Origin of the sequence: Burkholderia sp. WP9, from assembly GCF_900104795.1 — a bacterium.
In the GTDB taxonomy this organism is placed as follows: Bacteria; Pseudomonadota; Gammaproteobacteria; order Burkholderiales; family Burkholderiaceae; genus Paraburkholderia.
Window position 1 is genome coordinate 3,894,301 of the sequence record NZ_FNTG01000001.1, and the last position, 17,864, is coordinate 3,912,164.

Genomic DNA, 17,864 nt, shown 5'->3' on the forward strand with positions numbered 1-17,864 from the left:
GGGCATAATAGCCGCCCGATCCTATTTCGCCGTGATTCCCATGAGCCTGCATACCTGGTGGTTGTTCGTCGCCACTGTCTTTGTCGTTTCCGCGATTCCCGGTCCGAACATGCTGCTCGTGATGACGCACGGCGCCCAGCACGGCTTGCGCCGCTCCAGCGCCACCATGGCGGGCTGCCTGTCGGCGCTGGTGCTGATGCTGGCGGTATCGGCGGCGGGGCTTGGCGTGTTTCTCGAAGCCTGGCCGGCCATGTTCAACGCGCTGCGGATGATCGGCGCGGCCTACCTCGTGTATCTCGGCATCAAGGCATGGCGCGCGCCGGCCGACGAAGCCGCCGCCGGCAACGCCGACGAACTGGCCGCCAGGCCCGCGCGTTCGCGCCTCGCGCTGTTCCGCAACGGGTTCCTCGTCGCGGGCAGCAATCCGAAGGCGATTCTGTTTGCCGCGGCGCTGTTGCCGCAATTCATCGACGCCGCTCAGCCCAAGCTGCCGCAATTTGGTGTGCTCGTGGCGACTTTTGCCGTGATCGAGGTGAGCTGGTATCTGGTGTACGCGGGGTTTGGCACGCGCATTGGCGCGAGATTGAAGAGCCGCAGCGTCGCCAGAATGTTCAATCGGCTGACCGGCGGCGTGTTCGTGGGATTCGGCGCGATGATGGCGCTGGTTCGCCACTGAGCGGCAAGGACAGCGCCTTCGACAACGGGGGAGCACAAGACACCTGGCAGGCTGTTGCATTTTTGCAACGTTGAGGGTCTACCCTAATTTGCATGTTGCGCCGCACCAAAGCATTTGCTATATTCTGTCTTGTCTCCTCCATGTCTCCTCTGATATGGATTCAGCCCGCCCAATTAGGCGGGCTTTTTTTTGCCCTGAATTTTTTGCCCTCGGTTCGAGGCATCCCCGAAAAACACAAGCCGGCTGGCCCTTGCGCAGGGCCGCCGGCTTTGTTGCGTCGGCACGGAACTCAGAACTTGTACGAGACGGCGAGGAAAGAAATGATCGGATCGGCGCTCAGGTCCGCCTTCGAGACCCCCAGCTCCGTGCCATCCGCCGCCTTGATGATGACCGACGAGGTCGTCTTCAGCGGGATGTAGGTGACCGACGCCACGAGCCCCCAGTGATCCGTGATGTTGTACGCGAGCCCCGCGTTGAACACCGGCGCCCACGACGACGACGCCTTCGCCGACACCTGCGTCTGCCCCGGCTTGCCCGCACCGGCCGCCAGTACCGCGCCGAGGTTGTTCTGCGTCGACTGGACGAAGTTCTGGCTCAACTGAATGTCCGAGAACCAGTTGTACGACACACCCACGCCGACAAACGGGCGGAACTTCGCCGTCGGCTCGTTGAAGTAGTACTGGAACAGCAGCGCCGGGCTCCACTGGCGCACGCTCTTCACGATCGGATTGGCCTGCGGATCGCCCAGATCCTGTTGACCGAGCGCGCCTGCCGGTCCCGGCGGTTTGATGACGCCGTGCCCATAGATCTTGAACACCGGCGGCACACCGGCCACGGTCGTCACGGCAATGTGATCGGTGAGGTAATGGCTGAACACCAGGCCGACGGTATCGGCGTTACCGGTCGACAAACTCGTACCGGCCGAAGTGAACGAGCTTGGCAGGCGCAGCGGCGTGTTGATCGGCGTCGGCGCGACGTTGGTGGTGAGCGGCGTGCTCGAATCCTGCGGCATCACGTGAAACCAGCCGAGTACCGCGACGTTGTCGCCCGCATGTTGGGCGTGCGCGCCGGCTGACAGGCAGGCGACCATTAACGCGAAACAGATTCTTTTCATGTTGTTCCTCCTGAGGCGCGCGTGAAGCTGATCGCGCGCGGCAAGCGACGGCAGGTCCGCGACCGCGCCGGTGCGCTGCTTATTCGGTGGGCGCCGGCTGCCGCGCTGTGACGCCGCTGTGACGCCGCTGTGACGCCATGCGGCAGCCGGGACGCGAACGCCACGTTGCAACGTGGCGGCGCGTGCGGCGCCCATTACTGGACGAAGGCGCCGATCGTGAAATACGGCGAAGCCGCGTTGGTCAGATCGAGGTAGCCGAACACCCCGCCCGTGAAGATCATCTTTCCGGTCGGCGTGCTGCCGGTCGAGGCGCCCACTCGCGTCGTCGTCACTACGCCCGGCACGGCTTGCGTGAAGTCCAGATTCAGCGCCGTCGCGAGCGATGCCTGCGACGCGTTGAACGGATCGAGCAGCGTAGCCTCGGTGCCTTCGAGCGCGGTGGTGCGGTAGTCGAACTGGCTATCCACGCCGATGTACTCGCCGTTTTGCGAGTTCACCGTGATCGCGCTTCGCGGCGCCAGAATCGAGATGCCCGACTCGTCGTCGGCGTAAGGCCCGAGCGCGCCGTTTTGCGGCACGGTCACCGACGAGTTCGCCGCGCCCGTTCGCACCAGAATCGGCACCAACTGGTTACGCAGCTTGCCGACGATCATGTAGCCGCGCGCTTCCGGGGTCGTCGCGAGGGTGGGCTTCGCCTGGCCGAGGAAGTTGTTGGTCTGGAACGCGCCGCTGCCGTCCGCCGACTGCGCGAAGTTGCCGCCGGGTTGCTGACACTTGCCGGCGTTGATGCCGGAATTGTCACACTCGGTCCACGTGCCGTCTGCGTTGATCGTGATCTTCGAATCGACCGCGACCGGCGCGAAGTTTTGCGATGGTACCTGGTGATAGCCGAGCTGGTTGTACGTGCCGGCCACGTTTGCCAGATTCGTTTCAATGGACGAGAAGCCGATGAACGGGTAGTACGGGAACTTGGTATCCGGCACGGCGCCTACGCCGAGAATCCCGCCGAACGAAATTTCCGCGCCCGGGATCGTGCCACCCGCCACGCCTTCGCCGACGAAAATCCGCGCCGGACGATTCGGGTCGAGACTCGCGCCGTTCAGGCGGAATGCGCACTGGTTGAGCTTGTTGGTCGGCAGCAGGGTTTCCTGGGTGAGCGTGCCGCTGGCTGACTGCCCGGCGCGCGTCGGGACGACAGTGCCGGTGGTTGCCGGGATCGGCGACTCGATGTAATTGATCTGCCAGGTCATCTTGGTCGTGTCGAGTTGCAGCTTGACCAGTTCGCCGTCACCGCCGCCGCCCGTGAATACCGTGCCGTAGTCCAGCGACGCAGGGCACAGCCGGACTTCCGTCACGGGCCCGTCACCGCCGCCGCCGCCACCACACGCCCCCAGCAACGGTGCAGCAAGAGCGAGCACCGAAAGGATTCTCCATTTCATACCGCCTCCAGAATTTTCTCGTTGTGTGTGGCCGGCTCCCAGTCCAGCCACCTGATTTATTTATGTCTCGTACTGCGAACTGCCGGTCCGTTGTGACTTACTTGCTGATTTGCGCGCCGATACCGAAGTAAGGTGCGCTCGAAGCCGTGCTGTTGAGTTGCGACGTCGGCGCTACGCCGCCATTGACGGTCCCTTGAATCTCGATCGCATAGAGGCCGCCCGAAGCGATCGCGAGGCCTTTTTGACCGTTGGCCTGCTGGACACCGACCAGTCCGGGACTCGGCAGGCCGTAGCCCAGACCGAAGCCGTCTTCCGCCGCCGAAGTCGACGGGTTGATGAAGGTGCCGACGCCGCCCTGGATCAATGCGGCGGTGTACTTGAAGTTGGAGTCGGCACCTACGTAGCCGCCGTCGAACCCGCCGGACGCAAGCGGTGTAGCCGCGGCCAGCATCGCGATGCCGGATTCGTCGTCGACCTTGGCGTCGGAGTGCAGCAATACCGCGGTGCCGAGGTTTACAGAGCCCGTGCGAATGACGAGCGGCACCGTTGCGCCGTTGATCTGGCCGAGGATCATGTGCGCCTGAGCCGACACGCCGCTCGGCTGGTTCAGTGGCGGCAGCTTGAGCTGAGTGCCGATCTGCGGCGCATTCTGGCTGTCGAAGTAGCCGCTGGCATTGGCGGTCCACGCCGTGCCCGTCGTCAGGCAGCCGCTCGCGCTCGGCGTAAATGCCGCGTTGGCCGGATTCGAGCCCGTGCAGTTGCCGGCCGCGTCGAAGGTTTCGACCGTGTTGGTGGCGGTCGCCGCGTACGAGCCGGACGGCACGAGGTGATACAGGAGACCGTTGTAAGTGCCGGCCAGCTTGGTGATATCGGCGGTCGTGCTGGCAAATCCGAGGAACGGGTAGAAGTCGAAGTGCCGGTTCGGTACCGCGCCGACGTGATCGATGATGCCGGGAATGATGGTCAGGCCGTCGTACTCGACAGTTGCGCCCGGAATGCCGCCGCCGGCCACGCCCTGGCCGACCAGAATCATCGGCGGGTTCGGGTTGTTGACGAAGTCGGGCGTCGTGTAGGTCGTGCCGTTCGCGGGCGCGGTGCCGGTGCCTTTGCCGAGAATGAAAGCGCAGCGGGTTTGCTCCGCGGTCGGCAGCATGCCGGTCGGAGGATGGATCACTGCACCGGTAATCTGTGTGCCTTCGCGCGTGATCGTGACGTCGGCGCTGGTCAGCGGGATCGGCGACTTGAGCCACTTCAGCGAGTAGGTCATCGCTGTCGCGTCGATGTTGAGTTGCACGACTTCGCCGCTACCCGCTCCGCCGAGGAACGTGCTCTTGACGATGTCGGCCGTGGCGGGACACAACGCAGTCGCACCGGCGCTCGAGGTCGGCGGACCTTGCACGCCGCAGCTCGCGCCTGAGCATTGCGCGGGGTTGACCGGGCCTGGATTGTCGGCCTTGCCGCCACCGCAGGCAATCAGGAATGGGGCCGTGGCAATGGCCATCGCCAGGCCTCGAGTAATGGCGTGCGACATGCTGCTGTCTCCCTTCATGTAATTGTGCGAGCTAATTTCGCTGTGCGGATAATGGCTGTCAATTGAATGAGCCGTCTAAAAAGACTGATTCAAACAGCGTTCCTTTTCCCGGACGCGCACCGCGTGGACACTGGCGGCCCTTTTAAACAAAAAATGATTTTTCGACCTGGAGAGGACATCGTTGCTTCGCCGCACTGCCTTGCCAGGCAAGCGTTACAGCAAAATGGCTCTATGATCTTCGAACGACCGTTCGCGAAAAAATCCGGAGTTTCCCTATGCGGAAAACTATGCTGTGGGCGTGGTTCTCAGGAATGAATTACCGGCAGTTTCTCAAGCAGTCGGATTTTTATTTTTTAAGTAATGCGGGCTACTACCGATTAACTGCGGGAAATGGAATTGAAATTGGCGGGATTTAAAACAGAAAGGCCGATCCTGGTGGACCGGCCTTTTTTGTGACTCGACGGCGCATTGCCGCCGGTAGCGCAGGGTTGATCAGCGTTTCAAGCCGCTGTCTTCGCTGGCGCCGATCGCGAGGTTCATGCACTGGATCGCCGCGCCCGACGCGCCCTTGCCCAGGTTGTCCAGACGCGCGACGGTCACGAAGCGTTCTTCGTTGCCGAACACGAACAGGTCGACGCGGTTGGTGTCGTTGTTCGCCTGCACGTCGAAGAAGCCGCTGTCGAGGTTTGCTTCCGCGTCGAACGGCGCAACGTGCACGAAGGCCTCGCCCGCGTAGTACTCGGCGAACAGCGCCTGCACGTCTTGCGGTGTGGCCTTCTTCGCCAGCTGGTTCGGCGAGAAGAAGGTGGTGACCGCGAGACCCTTGTAGAAGTCGCCGACGATCGGCGTAAAGACCGGCGCCGACTTCAGGCCCGTATGCGCGGCCATTTCCGGCAGATGCTTGTGAGTCAGACCAAGCGCGTATGGACGCGGGCTCTTGAGCTTGTCGTTGCCGCCGGCTTCGTAGTCGGCAATCATTTTCTTGCCGCCGCCGCTGTAGCCGGTGATCGAGTAAGCGTGCGCGGCGAACTCGGGAGCCACCACGCCTGCTTCGACCAGCGGACGCATGGCGAGCACGAACGCCGACGCATGGCATCCCGGCACCGCAATGCGTTTCGCCGTGCGCAGACGCTCGCGCTGCGAGCGTGCCAGCTCGGGCAGGCCGTAAGCCCAGTCGGCGGAAGTACGGAACGCGGTGCTGGCATCGATCAGCACGGTGCGATCGTTCTCGACCAGCGAAGCGGATTCGCGCGATGCGACGTCGGGCAGGCACAGAAACGTGACGTCGGACGCATTGATTAGACGACGGCGCTCGTCGAGGTCTTTGCGCTTCGCTTCTTCGATACGCAGGATCTCAACGTCGGCGCGTTGCGACAGGTATTCGAAAATCTTCAGGCCGGTCGTACCTTCCTGTCCGTCGACAAAAACTTTCGTGCTCATCTCGATCTCACTGGCTTGCTGGAAACAGGGCGCGACACCGCGCCGGAACGTTATTTTAAGACCTGATGGCGGCCGACGTGCAAAAGGGGTGAAAAAACGACGATGCACGCCGAACATGACATCGGCGTGACCCGTTGTGCGGCAGATGCCAGCCGATGTCGGCCGGATCGCGGCAATCCGTGCGTCAGCGGGCGGCGGCGATCCAGCGTGCCGTGACGCCGGCCACCCGTGCGCCGAACATCCGCGCGGTTTCCAGGTCGCCGGCGGGCGGTGCTTCTTCCGGCGATGCATCGGCCGGTGACTGCGTGAGCAGGCCGGTCGAGCCGCCCACATAGTTCAGGTCGTTGCGGGTCGCCGCCTTGGTGTTGGACGGCATCATGCCGGTGCCCGCCCAGATCATGCCGTGCTGCATGGCCAACGTGACGAAGTACTGGATCGTCGAGAACTTGTCGCCGTTCATGGTCGCGGAGTTGGTGAAGCCGGCCGCGATCTTGTCCTTCCACGTCTGTCCGAACCATGGCTTCGAGCTCGCGTCGGCGAACTTCTTGAAGTCGGCGGAAGGGCCGCCCATGTAGGTCGGCGCGCCGAAGATGATGGCGTCGGCCGCGGCGAGTTCGGCCCAGGCCGCCTCGTCGATCTCGCCGACCGGCAGCAATTTCCCGTCCGCGCCGGCTTCGAGGGCGCCCGCCAGCACGGCCTCGGCGACTTTCTTCGTGTGGCCGTAGCCGCTGTGATAAACGATGACGATCTTCGACATGTAACACTCTCCAGCAAAATGAACGAGGATGGGTGAGGCACGGCAATGGTGCGCAGTGGTGTCGGCGCTGCCCCGGCAAGCATGACGCGTACCGTCGTGCTGCACATTAGCGTGCGCGAATGACAGAATTTCGGCGCGGGCGGCAATACGACGCAAGCCGTGCGCCAAGCGAGGCTCCGGCCGGCGCTCGTGCGCCTGGCTTGCGCGCGCTGCAAGGCGCGAGTCTAGCGACCGTAATTGACCACGAGCCGAGCACTGCCAAGTGTGGCGGTGCTGATCTCGTGGTCGAACATCAGCGCGGGGCGGCCTTGCGCGAGGCGCAGGTCGGCGCTGCTGAGCGCATAAACGGTGATGATGTAGCGATGCGGTTTGCCGGGCGGCGGACATGGACCGCCGTAGCCGTCGGTATCGAAATCGTTGCGCGCTTCGACCGCGCCCAGTTTGCTGAGGAACCCGGAAGAACTCGCATTCTCCGGCAAGCTGCCGACCGTAGCCGGAATGCCCGCAACGGACCAATGCCACCATCCGCGGCCTGGCGCATCCTGATCGAACATGGTGACCGCGAAGCTGCGCGTGCCGGGCGGAGCGTCGTGCCAGGAAAGTTGTGGCGAGCGGTTGCCGCCTTTGCAGTCGTCCTGATTGAAAACCTGAGCGGCTTCCACGGTGCCGCCCGCCCGGAAGTTGGCGCTGGTCAACGCAAACGCACCCTCTGCGAAGGCGTATGGCCCGTGCGCCACCCATAACGCGAGCCCGAGCATAGCGCAGGAAAGAAGCGGCAAACGGCGCAACGGTGAAGCATTCGAAACGACCAGGCAACGCGAGCGCATGTGCCGGTTCTCCAGTGAGGGCGCGAGGCGGTAGCGCTCGCGAAAGTTATTGTCCCTATTTTGTTCCCCAAGGTCGGTCCAAGTCTAACATTAGCTCTGCTACGCACCATTGTTGCGCAGTCCGGTGGAATATACGGGCCAGAATCGGCTATAGTCGGAGGAATTGTCCGCGCGAACGCAGGCCGCGTCCTCATCCGTTTACGAAATAGAAAACAAAGGCATGTCAGAAGTTCTGGAGAGTGTTTTATCTGTCGAGGGGAGGGCAATGCAAGATCCTGTCAGGGTCGTGGTCGCTGACGACCACCCGGTTATTCTGTTCGGGGCCGAGCAGGCTTTGCTCAAGTTTCCTGGTCTGCAAGTGGTCGCGCGTGCGCGGCAGTCAACCGAATTGATCAAGGTGCTGCAAACCATGGCTTGCGACGTGCTCGTCACGGATCTGGCCATGCCTGGTGGCCAGTATGGCGACGGCTTGCCGCTGATTGGCTATCTGCGCCGCAATTTCCCTAACCTTCCTATCGTCGTCCTGACGATGCTGGAGAATGCCGCGTTGCTAAAGCGGCTGAGCGAACTCGGCGTCACCTCAGTCGTCAACAAGTCGGACGATCTAAGCCACATTGGGCTCGCGGTGCAGCACGTGAGCCGCAACCTCGAGTACATGAGCCCGTCGGTCAAGGCTTCGTTAGATGCGTTGCGCATGAATGCCGGCGGCAAGAACGACGAAGTCATGCTGTCCAAACGTGAGCTGGAGGTGGTGCGTCTGTTCGTGTCCGGCATGACGATCAAGGAAATCTCCGAGCAACTCAACCGCAGCATCAAGACGATCAGTACACAGAAGAACACCGCCATGCGCAAACTCGGCATTGAGCGGGATTCCGAATTGTTCCAGTACGCGCAGAGCAATGGCTTGCTGAATCTGTCGTCGCATTCGGCGGAAGAGCCTGGTGGAACGTCTTAAGTTCGTTTGCTTTTGCTAAGGCAAAAATAGAAAAAGGGCGCCTGTCGATAAGACAGGCGCCCTTTTTTATTCAATCCGCGTCAGGCGGCGAGGCTTATTGCGGCGTCGAGGTCGCGCCACCGTGTGCAGCAGACCATTCAGCCGGTGCGTGCAGGAATTTCTCCACTTCGTCGAGCGTCTTGGTGTCGAAGTACTTGTTTTCCTTCGCGACGCGCAACACGTCCCACCACGTGGCGAGCGCGTGCAGATCGACGTCGATGTCTTTCAGCACCGACACGCTTTCCTTGAAGATGTTGTAGTGGAACAGCACGAAGCAGTGGTTCACCGTCGCGCCGGCGGTGCGCAGCGCGTTGATGAAGTTGATCTTGCTGCGGCTGTCCGTGGTCAGGTCTTCGACCAGCAGCACGCGTTGACCTTCGGTCAGCAGGCCTTCGATCTGCGCGTTACGGCCGAAACCCTTCGGCTTCTTGCGCACGTATTGCATCGGCACCATCAGGCGATCGGAGAGCCATGCCGCGAACGGGATGCCAGCGGTTTCGCCACCAGCGACGGCGTCGATCTGCTCATAGCCGACGTCGCGCAGAATCGTGGTCTCGGCCATTTCCATCAGGCCGCGGCGCACGCGCGGATACGAGATCAGCTTGCGGCAGTCGATATAAACCGGGCTCGCCCAGCCGGACGTGAAAATGTACGGTTTCTCCGCGTTGAAGTGCACTGCCTGTACTTCCAGCAGCATCTTGGCGGTCGTGTCGGAGATCGTCTGGCGATCGAAGCCTGTCATGGGCGGATCCTTGGGTGTGAGCGGGGAGAAGCGGGCGCGGAGCCCGGTGGCGCAGCAAGCGGGGTATGCCGCACCATGTTGGGCGGCGCCTTGATAGGCAAATACGCAGCCGGTCAGCGGAGTGCGGGCCGGATTTTGCTACGCGCGCAGGCCGACATTTTACCCGAAATGAGTCCTTCCGAGGAGGCCGTCTCGCCTGCCTGCTGCGGATGACGGCGATAACGGCCGCGCTGCGCCGGCTTGGCGGGCACTGAAGGGACGCGCCGGCAGGCCCGATCCGCTCGCGCTTTTTGGTTCGCTTGTGAGCCGCCAGGGGCGCCTTTACACTCACGCGAATTTATCGGGCGCGTGCCGCCGTCGCCGCCACCGTTGCCCATTTGACCTACGGAATGCTTTCAATGAATGCCGCCCCTTCCTCCACCGAGACCCGCGCATCCGCGAAAGAGGGCTATGCCGGCCGTGCGCTGATCGCCTCGGTGCTCGGTTACGCGATGGACGGCTTCGATCTGCTGATCCTCGGCTTTATGCTGCCGGTGATCGCCGCCGATCTGCATCTGAACACCGCGCAAGGCGGCTCGCTCGTCACGTGGACGCTGATCGGCGCGGTGGCGGGTGGTGTGATCTTCGGCGTGTTGAGCGACTATTTCGGCCGCGTGCGCATGCTGACATGGACCATCCTGATCTTCGCCGTCTTCACCGGCTTGTGCGCGTTGGCGCAGGGCTACACCGACCTGCTGATCTATCGGACTATCGCCGGGATCGGGCTCGGCGGCGAGTTCGGCATCGGCATGACGCTGGTGGCCGAAGCCTGGCCGGCGTCGCAGCGAGCACGCGTGTCGTCCTATGTCGGGCTGGGATGGCAACTCGGTGTGCTGGCGGCAGCCTTGCTGACGCCGCTGCTGTTGCCGCTGATCGGCTGGCGCGGCATGTTCGCGCTCGGGCTGCTGCCGGCCGTGGTGTCGTTCTTTGTGCGGCGCCGCGTCGAAGAGCCGGCGCTTTTCACGGAGCGCGCGGCGCGCGGCAGGCGCAAGCTGCCGCTGAAACTGCTGGTGACCGATGGCCGCACCACGCGCGCCAGCCTCGGCGTGGCGATTCTCTGTTCGGTGCAGAACTTCGGCTATTACGGTCTGATGATCTGGCTGCCGAGCTATCTGTCGAAAACCTTCGGCTACTCGCTGACCAAATCCGGGCTGTGGACCGCCGTGACGGTTCTGGGCATGGCGTGCGGCATCTGGCTGTTCGGCATCGCCGCCGACCGCTTTGGCCGCAAGCCGACCTTTCTGTTCTACCAGGCGGGTGCGGTGGTAATGGTCTTCGTCTACGCGCACCTGAGCACGCCGGTGGCGCTTCTGATCGGCGGCGCGGCGATGGGCGTGTTCGTCAACGGCATGATCGGCGGTTACGGCGCGTTGATTTCCGAACTCTACCCGACCGATGCGCGAGCCACTGCCCAGAATGTGCTGTTCAATCTCGGCCGTGCGGTAGGCGGTTTCGGGCCGGTGGCCGTGGGCGCTTTGGCCGCGCGCTACTCGTTTGCTGCGGCGCTCGCTCTGCTCGCGTCGATCTATTTGCTCGACATCTTCGCGACGCTTTTCCTGATTCCCGAGCGACGCGGCGCCGAGCTCGAATGAGCGCGAACAGCTCGCGTATGACCTGCGAATGACAAGCGGCCAGAAGTCCGCCGAATGCGGCGCTGCAGCATGGCAGGCCGTTGTTTCGCGGATGGCGAGCAGCGTTAACCACTCAGTCCATCGACGCTTTCGGGGTGTACACTAACCGACCCGCTAAGCACTCCGCACCGTCCCGTCCTCCGGTGAGGTTCGACGCCGCGCCCAACCGGCGCATGCGAAAGCCGCGTCGGTCGATTATCGATTCGATAGATGTAAGCGACGCCAACTGTGCGGTGTGCCGGGCCCGATTATTTACGTCTCGCAGGTCAAAAAATGGACGAACAACTCAAGCAAAGCGCTCTCGCATATCACCAGAACCCGAAACCCGGCAAGATTTCGGTCACGCCCACCAAGCCGCTGTCGAACCAGCTCGACCTGTCGCTCGCCTACTCGCCGGGCGTTGCCGCCGCCTGTATGGCGATCTTCGAGGAGCCGCTCGACGCGCAGAAGTACACCTCGCGCGGCAACCTGGTCGGCGTGATCACGAATGGCACGGCCGTGCTCGGCCTCGGCAACATCGGTCCGCTCGCCGCGAAGCCGGTCATGGAAGGCAAGGGTTGCCTTTTCAAGAAGTTCGCCGGCATCGACGTGTTCGACATCGAACTCTCGGAGTCGGATCCGGACAAGCTCGTTGAAGCGATCGCCATGCTCGAGCCCACGCTCGGCGGCATCAACCTCGAAGACATCAAGGCGCCCGAGTGCTTCTACATCGAGAAGAAGCTGCGTGAGCGCATGAAGATTCCGGTCTTCCACGACGATCAGCACGGCACGGCGATCATCGCGTCGGCGGCGATCCTGAACGGATTGAAAGTGGTCGGCAAGAAGCTCGACGAAGTGAAGCTGGTGTGTTCCGGCGCGGGCGCGGCAGCGATCGCGTGTCTGGATCTGCTGGTGAACCTGGGTCTGTCGAAGAAGAACGTTCTCGTGACCGACTCCAAGGGCGTGATCTACGAGGGTCGCGGCAACCTGGATCCGTCGAAGGAACGTTACGCGGCGAACACCGAAGCACGCACGCTCGCCGACGCGATTCGCGGCGCCGACGTGTTCCTCGGCTGCTCGAGCGCGGGCGTGCTGAAGCCGGAGATGGTCGCCGAGATGGGCACGCAGCCGCTGATTCTCGCGCTGGCGAATCCGGAGCCGGAAATCCGCCCGGAAGATGCGAAGAAGGTTCGTCCGGACTGCATCATCGCGACCGGTCGTTCGGACTACCCGAACCAGGTCAACAACGTGCTGTGCTTCCCGTTCATCTTCCGCGGCGCGCTGGATGTCGGCGCCACCACGATCACGGAAGAAATGAAGCTCGCCTGCGTGCGCGCGATCGCTGAACTGGCCGAAGAAACCGATCAGGGCGATGAAGTCGCAAAGGCGTACGAAGGCCACTCGCTGGAATTCGGTCCCGAATATCTGATTCCGAAGCCGTTCGACCCGCGCCTGATCATCAAGATCGCGCCGGCTGTCGCCCAGGCGGCAATGGATTCGGGCGTTGCGACCCGTCCGATCAAGGACATGGACGCGTATCGCGAAGAACTCGGCACGACGGTGTACCGCACGGGCATGGTAATGCGCCCGGTGTTCGCCGCGGCGAAGTCGGAACCGGCGCGCATCGTGTTCGCCGAAGGTGAAGACGAGCGTGTGCTGCGTGCCGCGCAATTCGTGCTACTGGAAAAGATCGCCAAGCCGATTCTGGTCGGCCGTCCGTCGGTGATCGAGATGCGTCTGAAGAAGATGGGCTCGAAGTTGAAGTGCGGCGAAGACTTCGAAGTCGTCGATCCGGAAGACGATCCGCGCTATCAGCAATCGTGGCAGGCTTATCACGAACTCGGCGCGCGCGAAGGCGTGACACCGGACGTGGCGAAGGCCGCGATGCGCAAGTTCAACACGCTGATCGGCGCGATCCTCGTGCGCCTCGGCGAAGCGGACGGCATGATCTGCGGCATGATCGGCCAGTACCACACGCACCTGAAGTTCATCGAGCAAGTGCTGGGCAAGGCGGAAAACGTTCAGAACTTCGCGGCGATGAACCTGCTGATGCTGCCGGGCCGGAATCTGTTCATCTGCGATACGTACGTGAACGAGACACCGACCGCCGAGCAACTCGCCGACATGACGCTGCTGGCAGCGGGTGAGATCGAGAAGTTCGGCATCACGCCCAAGGTCGCCTTGCTGTCGAACTCGAACTTCGGCAGCGCGCCGTCTTCGTCGTCGCAACGCATGGCGGCGGCTCGCAAGCTGATTGTTGAACGTGCGCCCACGCTCGAGATCGACGGTGAGATGCACGGCGACGCCGCGTTGTCGGAAGCGGTGCGCAAGGCCGCATTCCCGGGCACGACGCTGAGCGGCGAAGCCAACCTGCTGATCATGCCGAACGTGGAAGCGGCGAACATCACGTACAACCTGTTGAAGATGATCGGCGGTGAAGGCGTGACGGTCGGTCCGTTCCTGCTGGGCGCGGAGAAGCCGGTGCACATTCTGACGCCGGCGGCGACCGTGCGCCGGATCATCAACATGACGGCGGTGGCGTCGGCCAACGCGCGTAAGCCGGTGAACGCGAAGTAATGCGCATGCTTTGAGGATCGAAACGGCGCCTCGTCGAGGCGCTCGCGACGAACCTGCGAAAACGCCACGGAAGTTGATTCCGTGGCGTTTTTTTCGTGCGCGTGCACATGCATGCGTATGCACAGCCGCGCTGTCGTCCCAAACATTCTTACTGTGTTTTCGCGCGTTTGGGAATGCTCCTATTCGATTGCCAGCGACTCGTTTGTAAAGTGACTTCTGAAGCACAGCACATCACGACAACCGCGGAACAGTCGGCGGGTCAGTCCTCGCTGTCGTCGTGTGCCGCGCTTCGTCTTGTAAATGTTCGTTGTGTAGCAGGAAGTAGCAGTACCGCCCGGTCTCGCGCACATGCATGACGTGTCGAAGCTGGAAACAAAAAAAGGCGACTGTCCGCGAGGACAGCCGCCTTTCTCATTTGAGCCCGACGAGTCGGCTCAGGTGAACACGATCACGCCGCGTGTTGCGTTGTTCCGGTCGTCGGCGAGCGCCACCGCGCCAGCAACTCGTTCCATTTGACGCGCACGCCCTTCAGATTGTTCTCCTTCACGTGACCATAACCGCGGATGCCGTCCGGCAGATTCGCCAGTTCCACAGCCAGCTCGCGCTTCTGCACAGTCAGGCCGCCGATCAGTTCCCGCACCAGCGCCTCGTACTCGGCGATCAACGCCCGCTCCGTGCGTCGCTCTTCTGTCTTGCCGAACACATCGAACGCCGTGCCGCGCAGGAACTTGAACCGGGCCAGCACATGCATCGCGCTGAAGACCCAGGGACCGTACTTCTTCTTCACCAGATGGCCCTTGGCATCCTTTTTCGAGAACGTCGGCGGCGCGAGGTGAATGTGGAGCTTCCAGTCGCCTTCGAAATTCGCCTTCAGCTTTTCGATGAACGCCGGATCGCTGTACAGACGGGCGACCTCGTACTCGTCCTTGTAGGCCATCAGCTTGTGCAGATTCTTCGCGACCGCCTCGGTGAGCGGCAACTGGCCGTCGCTCGAATCGAGCGCCGACTCCGCCGCGCGCACTTGCGACACCAACCCGCGATAACGGTCGGCATACGCGCTGTTCTGCCACGCCGTCAGGTACTCGGCGCGTTTGTCGATCAGCGTGTCGAGCGCCTTCGGCGTATGCAGCGAGATGATCTTGCTGCTCATCGCTTCCGCTGCGGCGCCGCGCCCTTGCGATTGCGCGAGCTTGCGTACCCCGGCCAGATCGTGCGCTGCACGGCGGCCCCATTCGAACGCTGCCCGGTTTTTTTCGATCTGGACGTTGTTCAGCTCGATGGCGCGCATCAGCGACTGATAGGTGAGCGGCACCCAGCCGCGTTGCCACGCGTAGCCGAGCACGAACGGATTCGTGTAGATCGCGTCGCCGAGCAGAGCGACGGCGAAGTGATTCGCGTCGACCGTATCGACACCGTCGTCACCCGCGCCGGCCCGCACATCGGCTTCCGTGCTGCTGCCCGGGAAGCGCCAGTTCGGGTTCTTGATGAGCGCGGCGGTCGGCGTATGCGCGGTATTCAACACGACGCGTGTGCGGCCGGCCTGCATGCGCGACACGCACTCGTCGCTGGCGGTGACGATCGCATCGCAACCGATCACGAGACTGGCTTCACCCATGGCGATACGCGTCGCGTGAATGTCGGCCGGGTTCTTCGCGATCTGCACGTGGCTCATCACGGCGCCGCCTTTCTGCGCGAGGCCGGTGACGTCGAGCACCGTGACGCCCTTGTTCTCCAGGTGCGCGGCCATGCCGAGCAGCGCGCCGATCGTCACGACACCCGTGCCGCCGACACCCGTCACCAGCACGCCGTAAGGACGTTCCATGGAGGGCAGTTCCGGTTCCGGCACCGGCGGCATCGCGTCGCCGACAATACCGGAGGCAGCCTTGGGCTTGCGCAACTGACCGCCTTCAACCGAGACGAAGCTCGGGCAGAAGCCGTTCACGCACGAAAAGTCCTTGTTGCAGGTCGACTGATTGATCTGGCGCTTCGTACCGTACTCAGTATCGAGCGGCTCGACCGACAGGCAGTTGGACTTCACCGAGCAATCGCCGCAGCCTTCACACACGGCCTCGTTGATCACGACGCGGCGCGCCGGATCCGGATAAGTGCCGCGTTTCCTGCGGCGGCGCTTCTCTGTCGCGCAGGTCTGGTCGTAGATCAGGATCGTCGTGCCGGCCACTTCACGCAGTTGGCGCTGCACCTCGTCGAGTTTGTCGCGATGATGCACGTCGATACCCGGCGCAAGGCCGACGTTCGCAGAGTACTTCTCCGGCTCATCGGTGACGATCACGATTTTCGTCGCGCCTTCTGCGGCGAGCTGGTGGGTGATCTGCGGCACGGTCAGCACGCCGTCGACCGGCTGGCCGCCCGTCATGGCGACCGCGTCGTTGTAGAGAATCTTGTAGGTAATGTTCACCTTCGACGCGATCGCCGCGCGAATGGCCAACAGTCCGGAGTGGAAGTAGGTGCCGTCGCCGAGATTGGCGAATACGTGCTTGTCGTTGCTGAACGGCGCCTGGCCGATCCACGCGACGCCTTCGCCGCCCATCTGGCTGAAGGTGCTGGTGTTGCGGTCCATCCAGACCGTCATGTAGTGGCAGCCGATGCCGGCCATCGCGCGCGAGCCTTCCGGCACGTTGGTCGACGTATTGTGAGGGCAACCCGAGCAGAACCACGGCTTGCGTTCGGCTTCGACGCGCGGGCGTGCCAGCGCCTTTTCCTTCGCTTCGATCACGGCGATGCGCGTGGCGATGCGAGCGCGCACGTCGGACGGCAGGTCGAATTTGTCGAGCCGGGTGGCGATGGCCTTCGCGATGATCGCCGGCGAGAGTTCGTAGTGCGCCGGCAGCAGCCAGTTGCCCATCGGCACCGACCATTCGCCGCCCGCGCCGTCCTTTTCGTCGAACTTGCCGAACACGCGCGGGCGCTGTGCGTCGGGCCAGTTGTATAGCTCTTCCTTGATCGCGTATTCGAGAATCTGGCGCTTTTCTTCGACCACCAGAATTTCATCGAGGCCGCGCGCGAACGCCTGCGCGCCTTGCGCTTCGAGCGGCCAGACGCAGCCGACCTTATATAGGCGGATGCCGATGCGCGAACACGTTTCGTCGTCGAGACCGAGGTCGGTCAGCGCCTGACGCACGTCGAGATAGGCTTTGCCGCCGGTCATGATGCCAAAGCGCGCATGCGGCGAATCGATTTCGACGCGGTCGAGCTTGTTGGCGCGCACATAGGCGAGCGCCGCGTACCACTTGTAGTCGAGCAGACGCGCTTCCTGCACCAGCGGCGGATCCGGCCAGCGGATATTCAGGCCGCCCTCAGGCATCGCAAAGTCTTCCGGCAGGACGATCTTGGTGCGGTGCGGATCGATATCCACCGATGCCGACGATTCGACCACATCGGTCACGCACTTCATCGCGACCCACAAGCCGGAATAGCGGCTCATTGCCCAGCCGTGCAGGCCGAAGTCGAGATATTCCTGCACGTTCGAGGGGAACAGAACCGGCAGGCCGCACGCTTTGAAAATGTGTTCGGACTGGTGTGCCAGCGTGGAGGATTTGGCCGCATGATCGTCGCCGGCGAGGACCAGAACGCCGCCGTGTTGCGCCGAGCCGGCCGAGTTGCCATGTTTGAAGACGTCGCCGGAACGGTCGACACCCGGGCCTTTGCCGTACCACATCGAGAACACGCCATCGTATTTGGCGCTTGGGTACAGATTGACCTGCTGCGAACCCCAGACGGAGGTCGCCGCGAGGTCTTCATTGACGCCTGGCTGGAATACGACCTGATGCGCGGCGAGATGCTGTTTCGCCTTCCACAGGGATTGGTCGAGCCCGCCCAGCGGCGATCCGCGGTAACCGGAGATGAAGCCGGCAGTATTGAGCCCGGCGGCCCGGTCGCGTTCCTGCTGCAGCATCGGCAGACGCACCAGCGCCTGGATGCCGCTCATGTATGCGCGGCCGCGTTCGAGGGTGTATTTGTCGTCGAGCGTGACGGAAGACAACGCGGCTTCGAGCGAGGCTCGCTGACCTGCGTCTAGCGGGGCATTCATTATGTGTACTCCTCCAACCAGTTTGGGATCACCAAAACTTTTTTTGAGCCCCGGCATCTTGTGAATGCGG

General features: G+C 62.8%; 12 protein-coding genes. 4 read left to right on the forward strand and 8 right to left on the reverse strand.

The window, feature by feature from the left end:
- Positions 1–40 precede the first annotated feature (40 nt).
- Positions 41–676 carry a LysE family translocator gene (locus tag BLW71_RS17335; protein ID WP_091798275.1) on the forward strand — a complete coding sequence of 212 codons (636 nt, stop codon included), beginning with the start codon at positions 41–43 and terminating at the stop codon, positions 674–676.
- A gap of 289 nt (positions 677–965) precedes the next feature.
- Here BLW71_RS17335 and BLW71_RS17340 read toward each other — a convergent pair whose 3' ends face one another.
- The 6 genes from BLW71_RS17340 to BLW71_RS17365 all read right to left on the reverse strand — a co-directional run bounded on the left by BLW71_RS17340 (position 966) and on the right by BLW71_RS17365 (position 7,784).
- Positions 966–1,790, reverse strand: a complete 825-nt coding sequence (locus BLW71_RS17340) for an OmpW/AlkL family protein (protein WP_091800972.1) — start codon at positions 1,788–1,790, stop codon at positions 966–968.
- 194 nt (positions 1,791–1,984) lie between these two features.
- On the reverse strand, positions 1,985–3,229 hold the full coding sequence (locus tag BLW71_RS17345) for a DUF2957 domain-containing protein (RefSeq protein ID WP_091798277.1): 1,245 nt from the start codon (positions 3,227–3,229) through the stop codon (positions 1,985–1,987).
- A gap of 97 nt (positions 3,230–3,326) precedes the next feature.
- Positions 3,327–4,760: a DUF2957 domain-containing protein gene (locus tag BLW71_RS17350; protein ID WP_091798280.1), complete on the reverse strand. Its 1,434-nt coding sequence runs from the start codon at positions 4,758–4,760 to the stop codon at positions 3,327–3,329.
- Positions 4,761–5,252: 492 nt separating this feature from the next.
- Positions 5,253–6,200 (reverse strand): N-acetyl-gamma-glutamyl-phosphate reductase, encoded by a 948-nt coding sequence (gene argC, locus BLW71_RS17355; RefSeq protein ID WP_091798282.1) that lies wholly within the window; start codon positions 6,198–6,200, stop codon positions 5,253–5,255.
- Positions 6,201–6,384: 184 nt separating this feature from the next.
- On the reverse strand, positions 6,385–6,957 hold the full coding sequence (locus BLW71_RS17360; protein ID WP_091798284.1) for a flavodoxin family protein: 573 nt from the start codon (positions 6,955–6,957) through the stop codon (positions 6,385–6,387).
- Positions 6,958–7,181: 224 nt separating this feature from the next.
- On the reverse strand, positions 7,182–7,784 hold the full coding sequence (locus tag BLW71_RS17365; protein ID WP_091798286.1) for a YbhB/YbcL family Raf kinase inhibitor-like protein: 603 nt from the start codon (positions 7,782–7,784) through the stop codon (positions 7,182–7,184).
- A 265-nt stretch (positions 7,785–8,049) separates the two neighbouring features.
- On the opposite strand from BLW71_RS17365, the gene BLW71_RS17370 reads away from it, so the two are divergent.
- The gene (locus BLW71_RS17370) at positions 8,050–8,739 is read left to right on the forward strand and encodes a response regulator (protein WP_091798289.1); all 690 of its coding nucleotides are present in this window, start codon (positions 8,050–8,052) and stop codon (positions 8,737–8,739) included.
- Positions 8,740–8,833: 94 nt separating this feature from the next.
- Here the strand turns inward: BLW71_RS17370 and BLW71_RS17375 are convergent, their stop codons facing one another.
- Positions 8,834–9,520, reverse strand: coding sequence for an orotate phosphoribosyltransferase (locus BLW71_RS17375; RefSeq protein ID WP_007179868.1), 687 nt, complete (start codon positions 9,518–9,520; stop codon positions 8,834–8,836).
- Positions 9,521–9,918: 398 nt separating this feature from the next.
- Here BLW71_RS17375 and BLW71_RS17385 point away from each other — a divergent pair, with 398 nt between their 5' ends.
- Positions 9,919–11,151, forward strand: a complete 1,233-nt coding sequence (locus tag BLW71_RS17385; RefSeq protein ID WP_091798291.1) for an MFS transporter — start codon at positions 9,919–9,921, stop codon at positions 11,149–11,151.
- 312 nt (positions 11,152–11,463) lie between these two features.
- Positions 11,464–13,746, forward strand: coding sequence for an NADP-dependent malic enzyme (locus BLW71_RS17390; protein WP_091798293.1), 2,283 nt, complete (start codon positions 11,464–11,466; stop codon positions 13,744–13,746).
- Between the two features lie 448 nt (positions 13,747–14,194).
- Here BLW71_RS17390 and BLW71_RS17395 read toward each other — a convergent pair whose 3' ends face one another.
- A complete protein-coding gene (locus tag BLW71_RS17395; RefSeq protein ID WP_091798295.1) occupies positions 14,195–17,794 on the reverse strand; it encodes an indolepyruvate ferredoxin oxidoreductase family protein in 3,600 nt (1,199 codons plus the stop codon).
- Positions 17,795–17,864 lie beyond the last annotated feature (70 nt).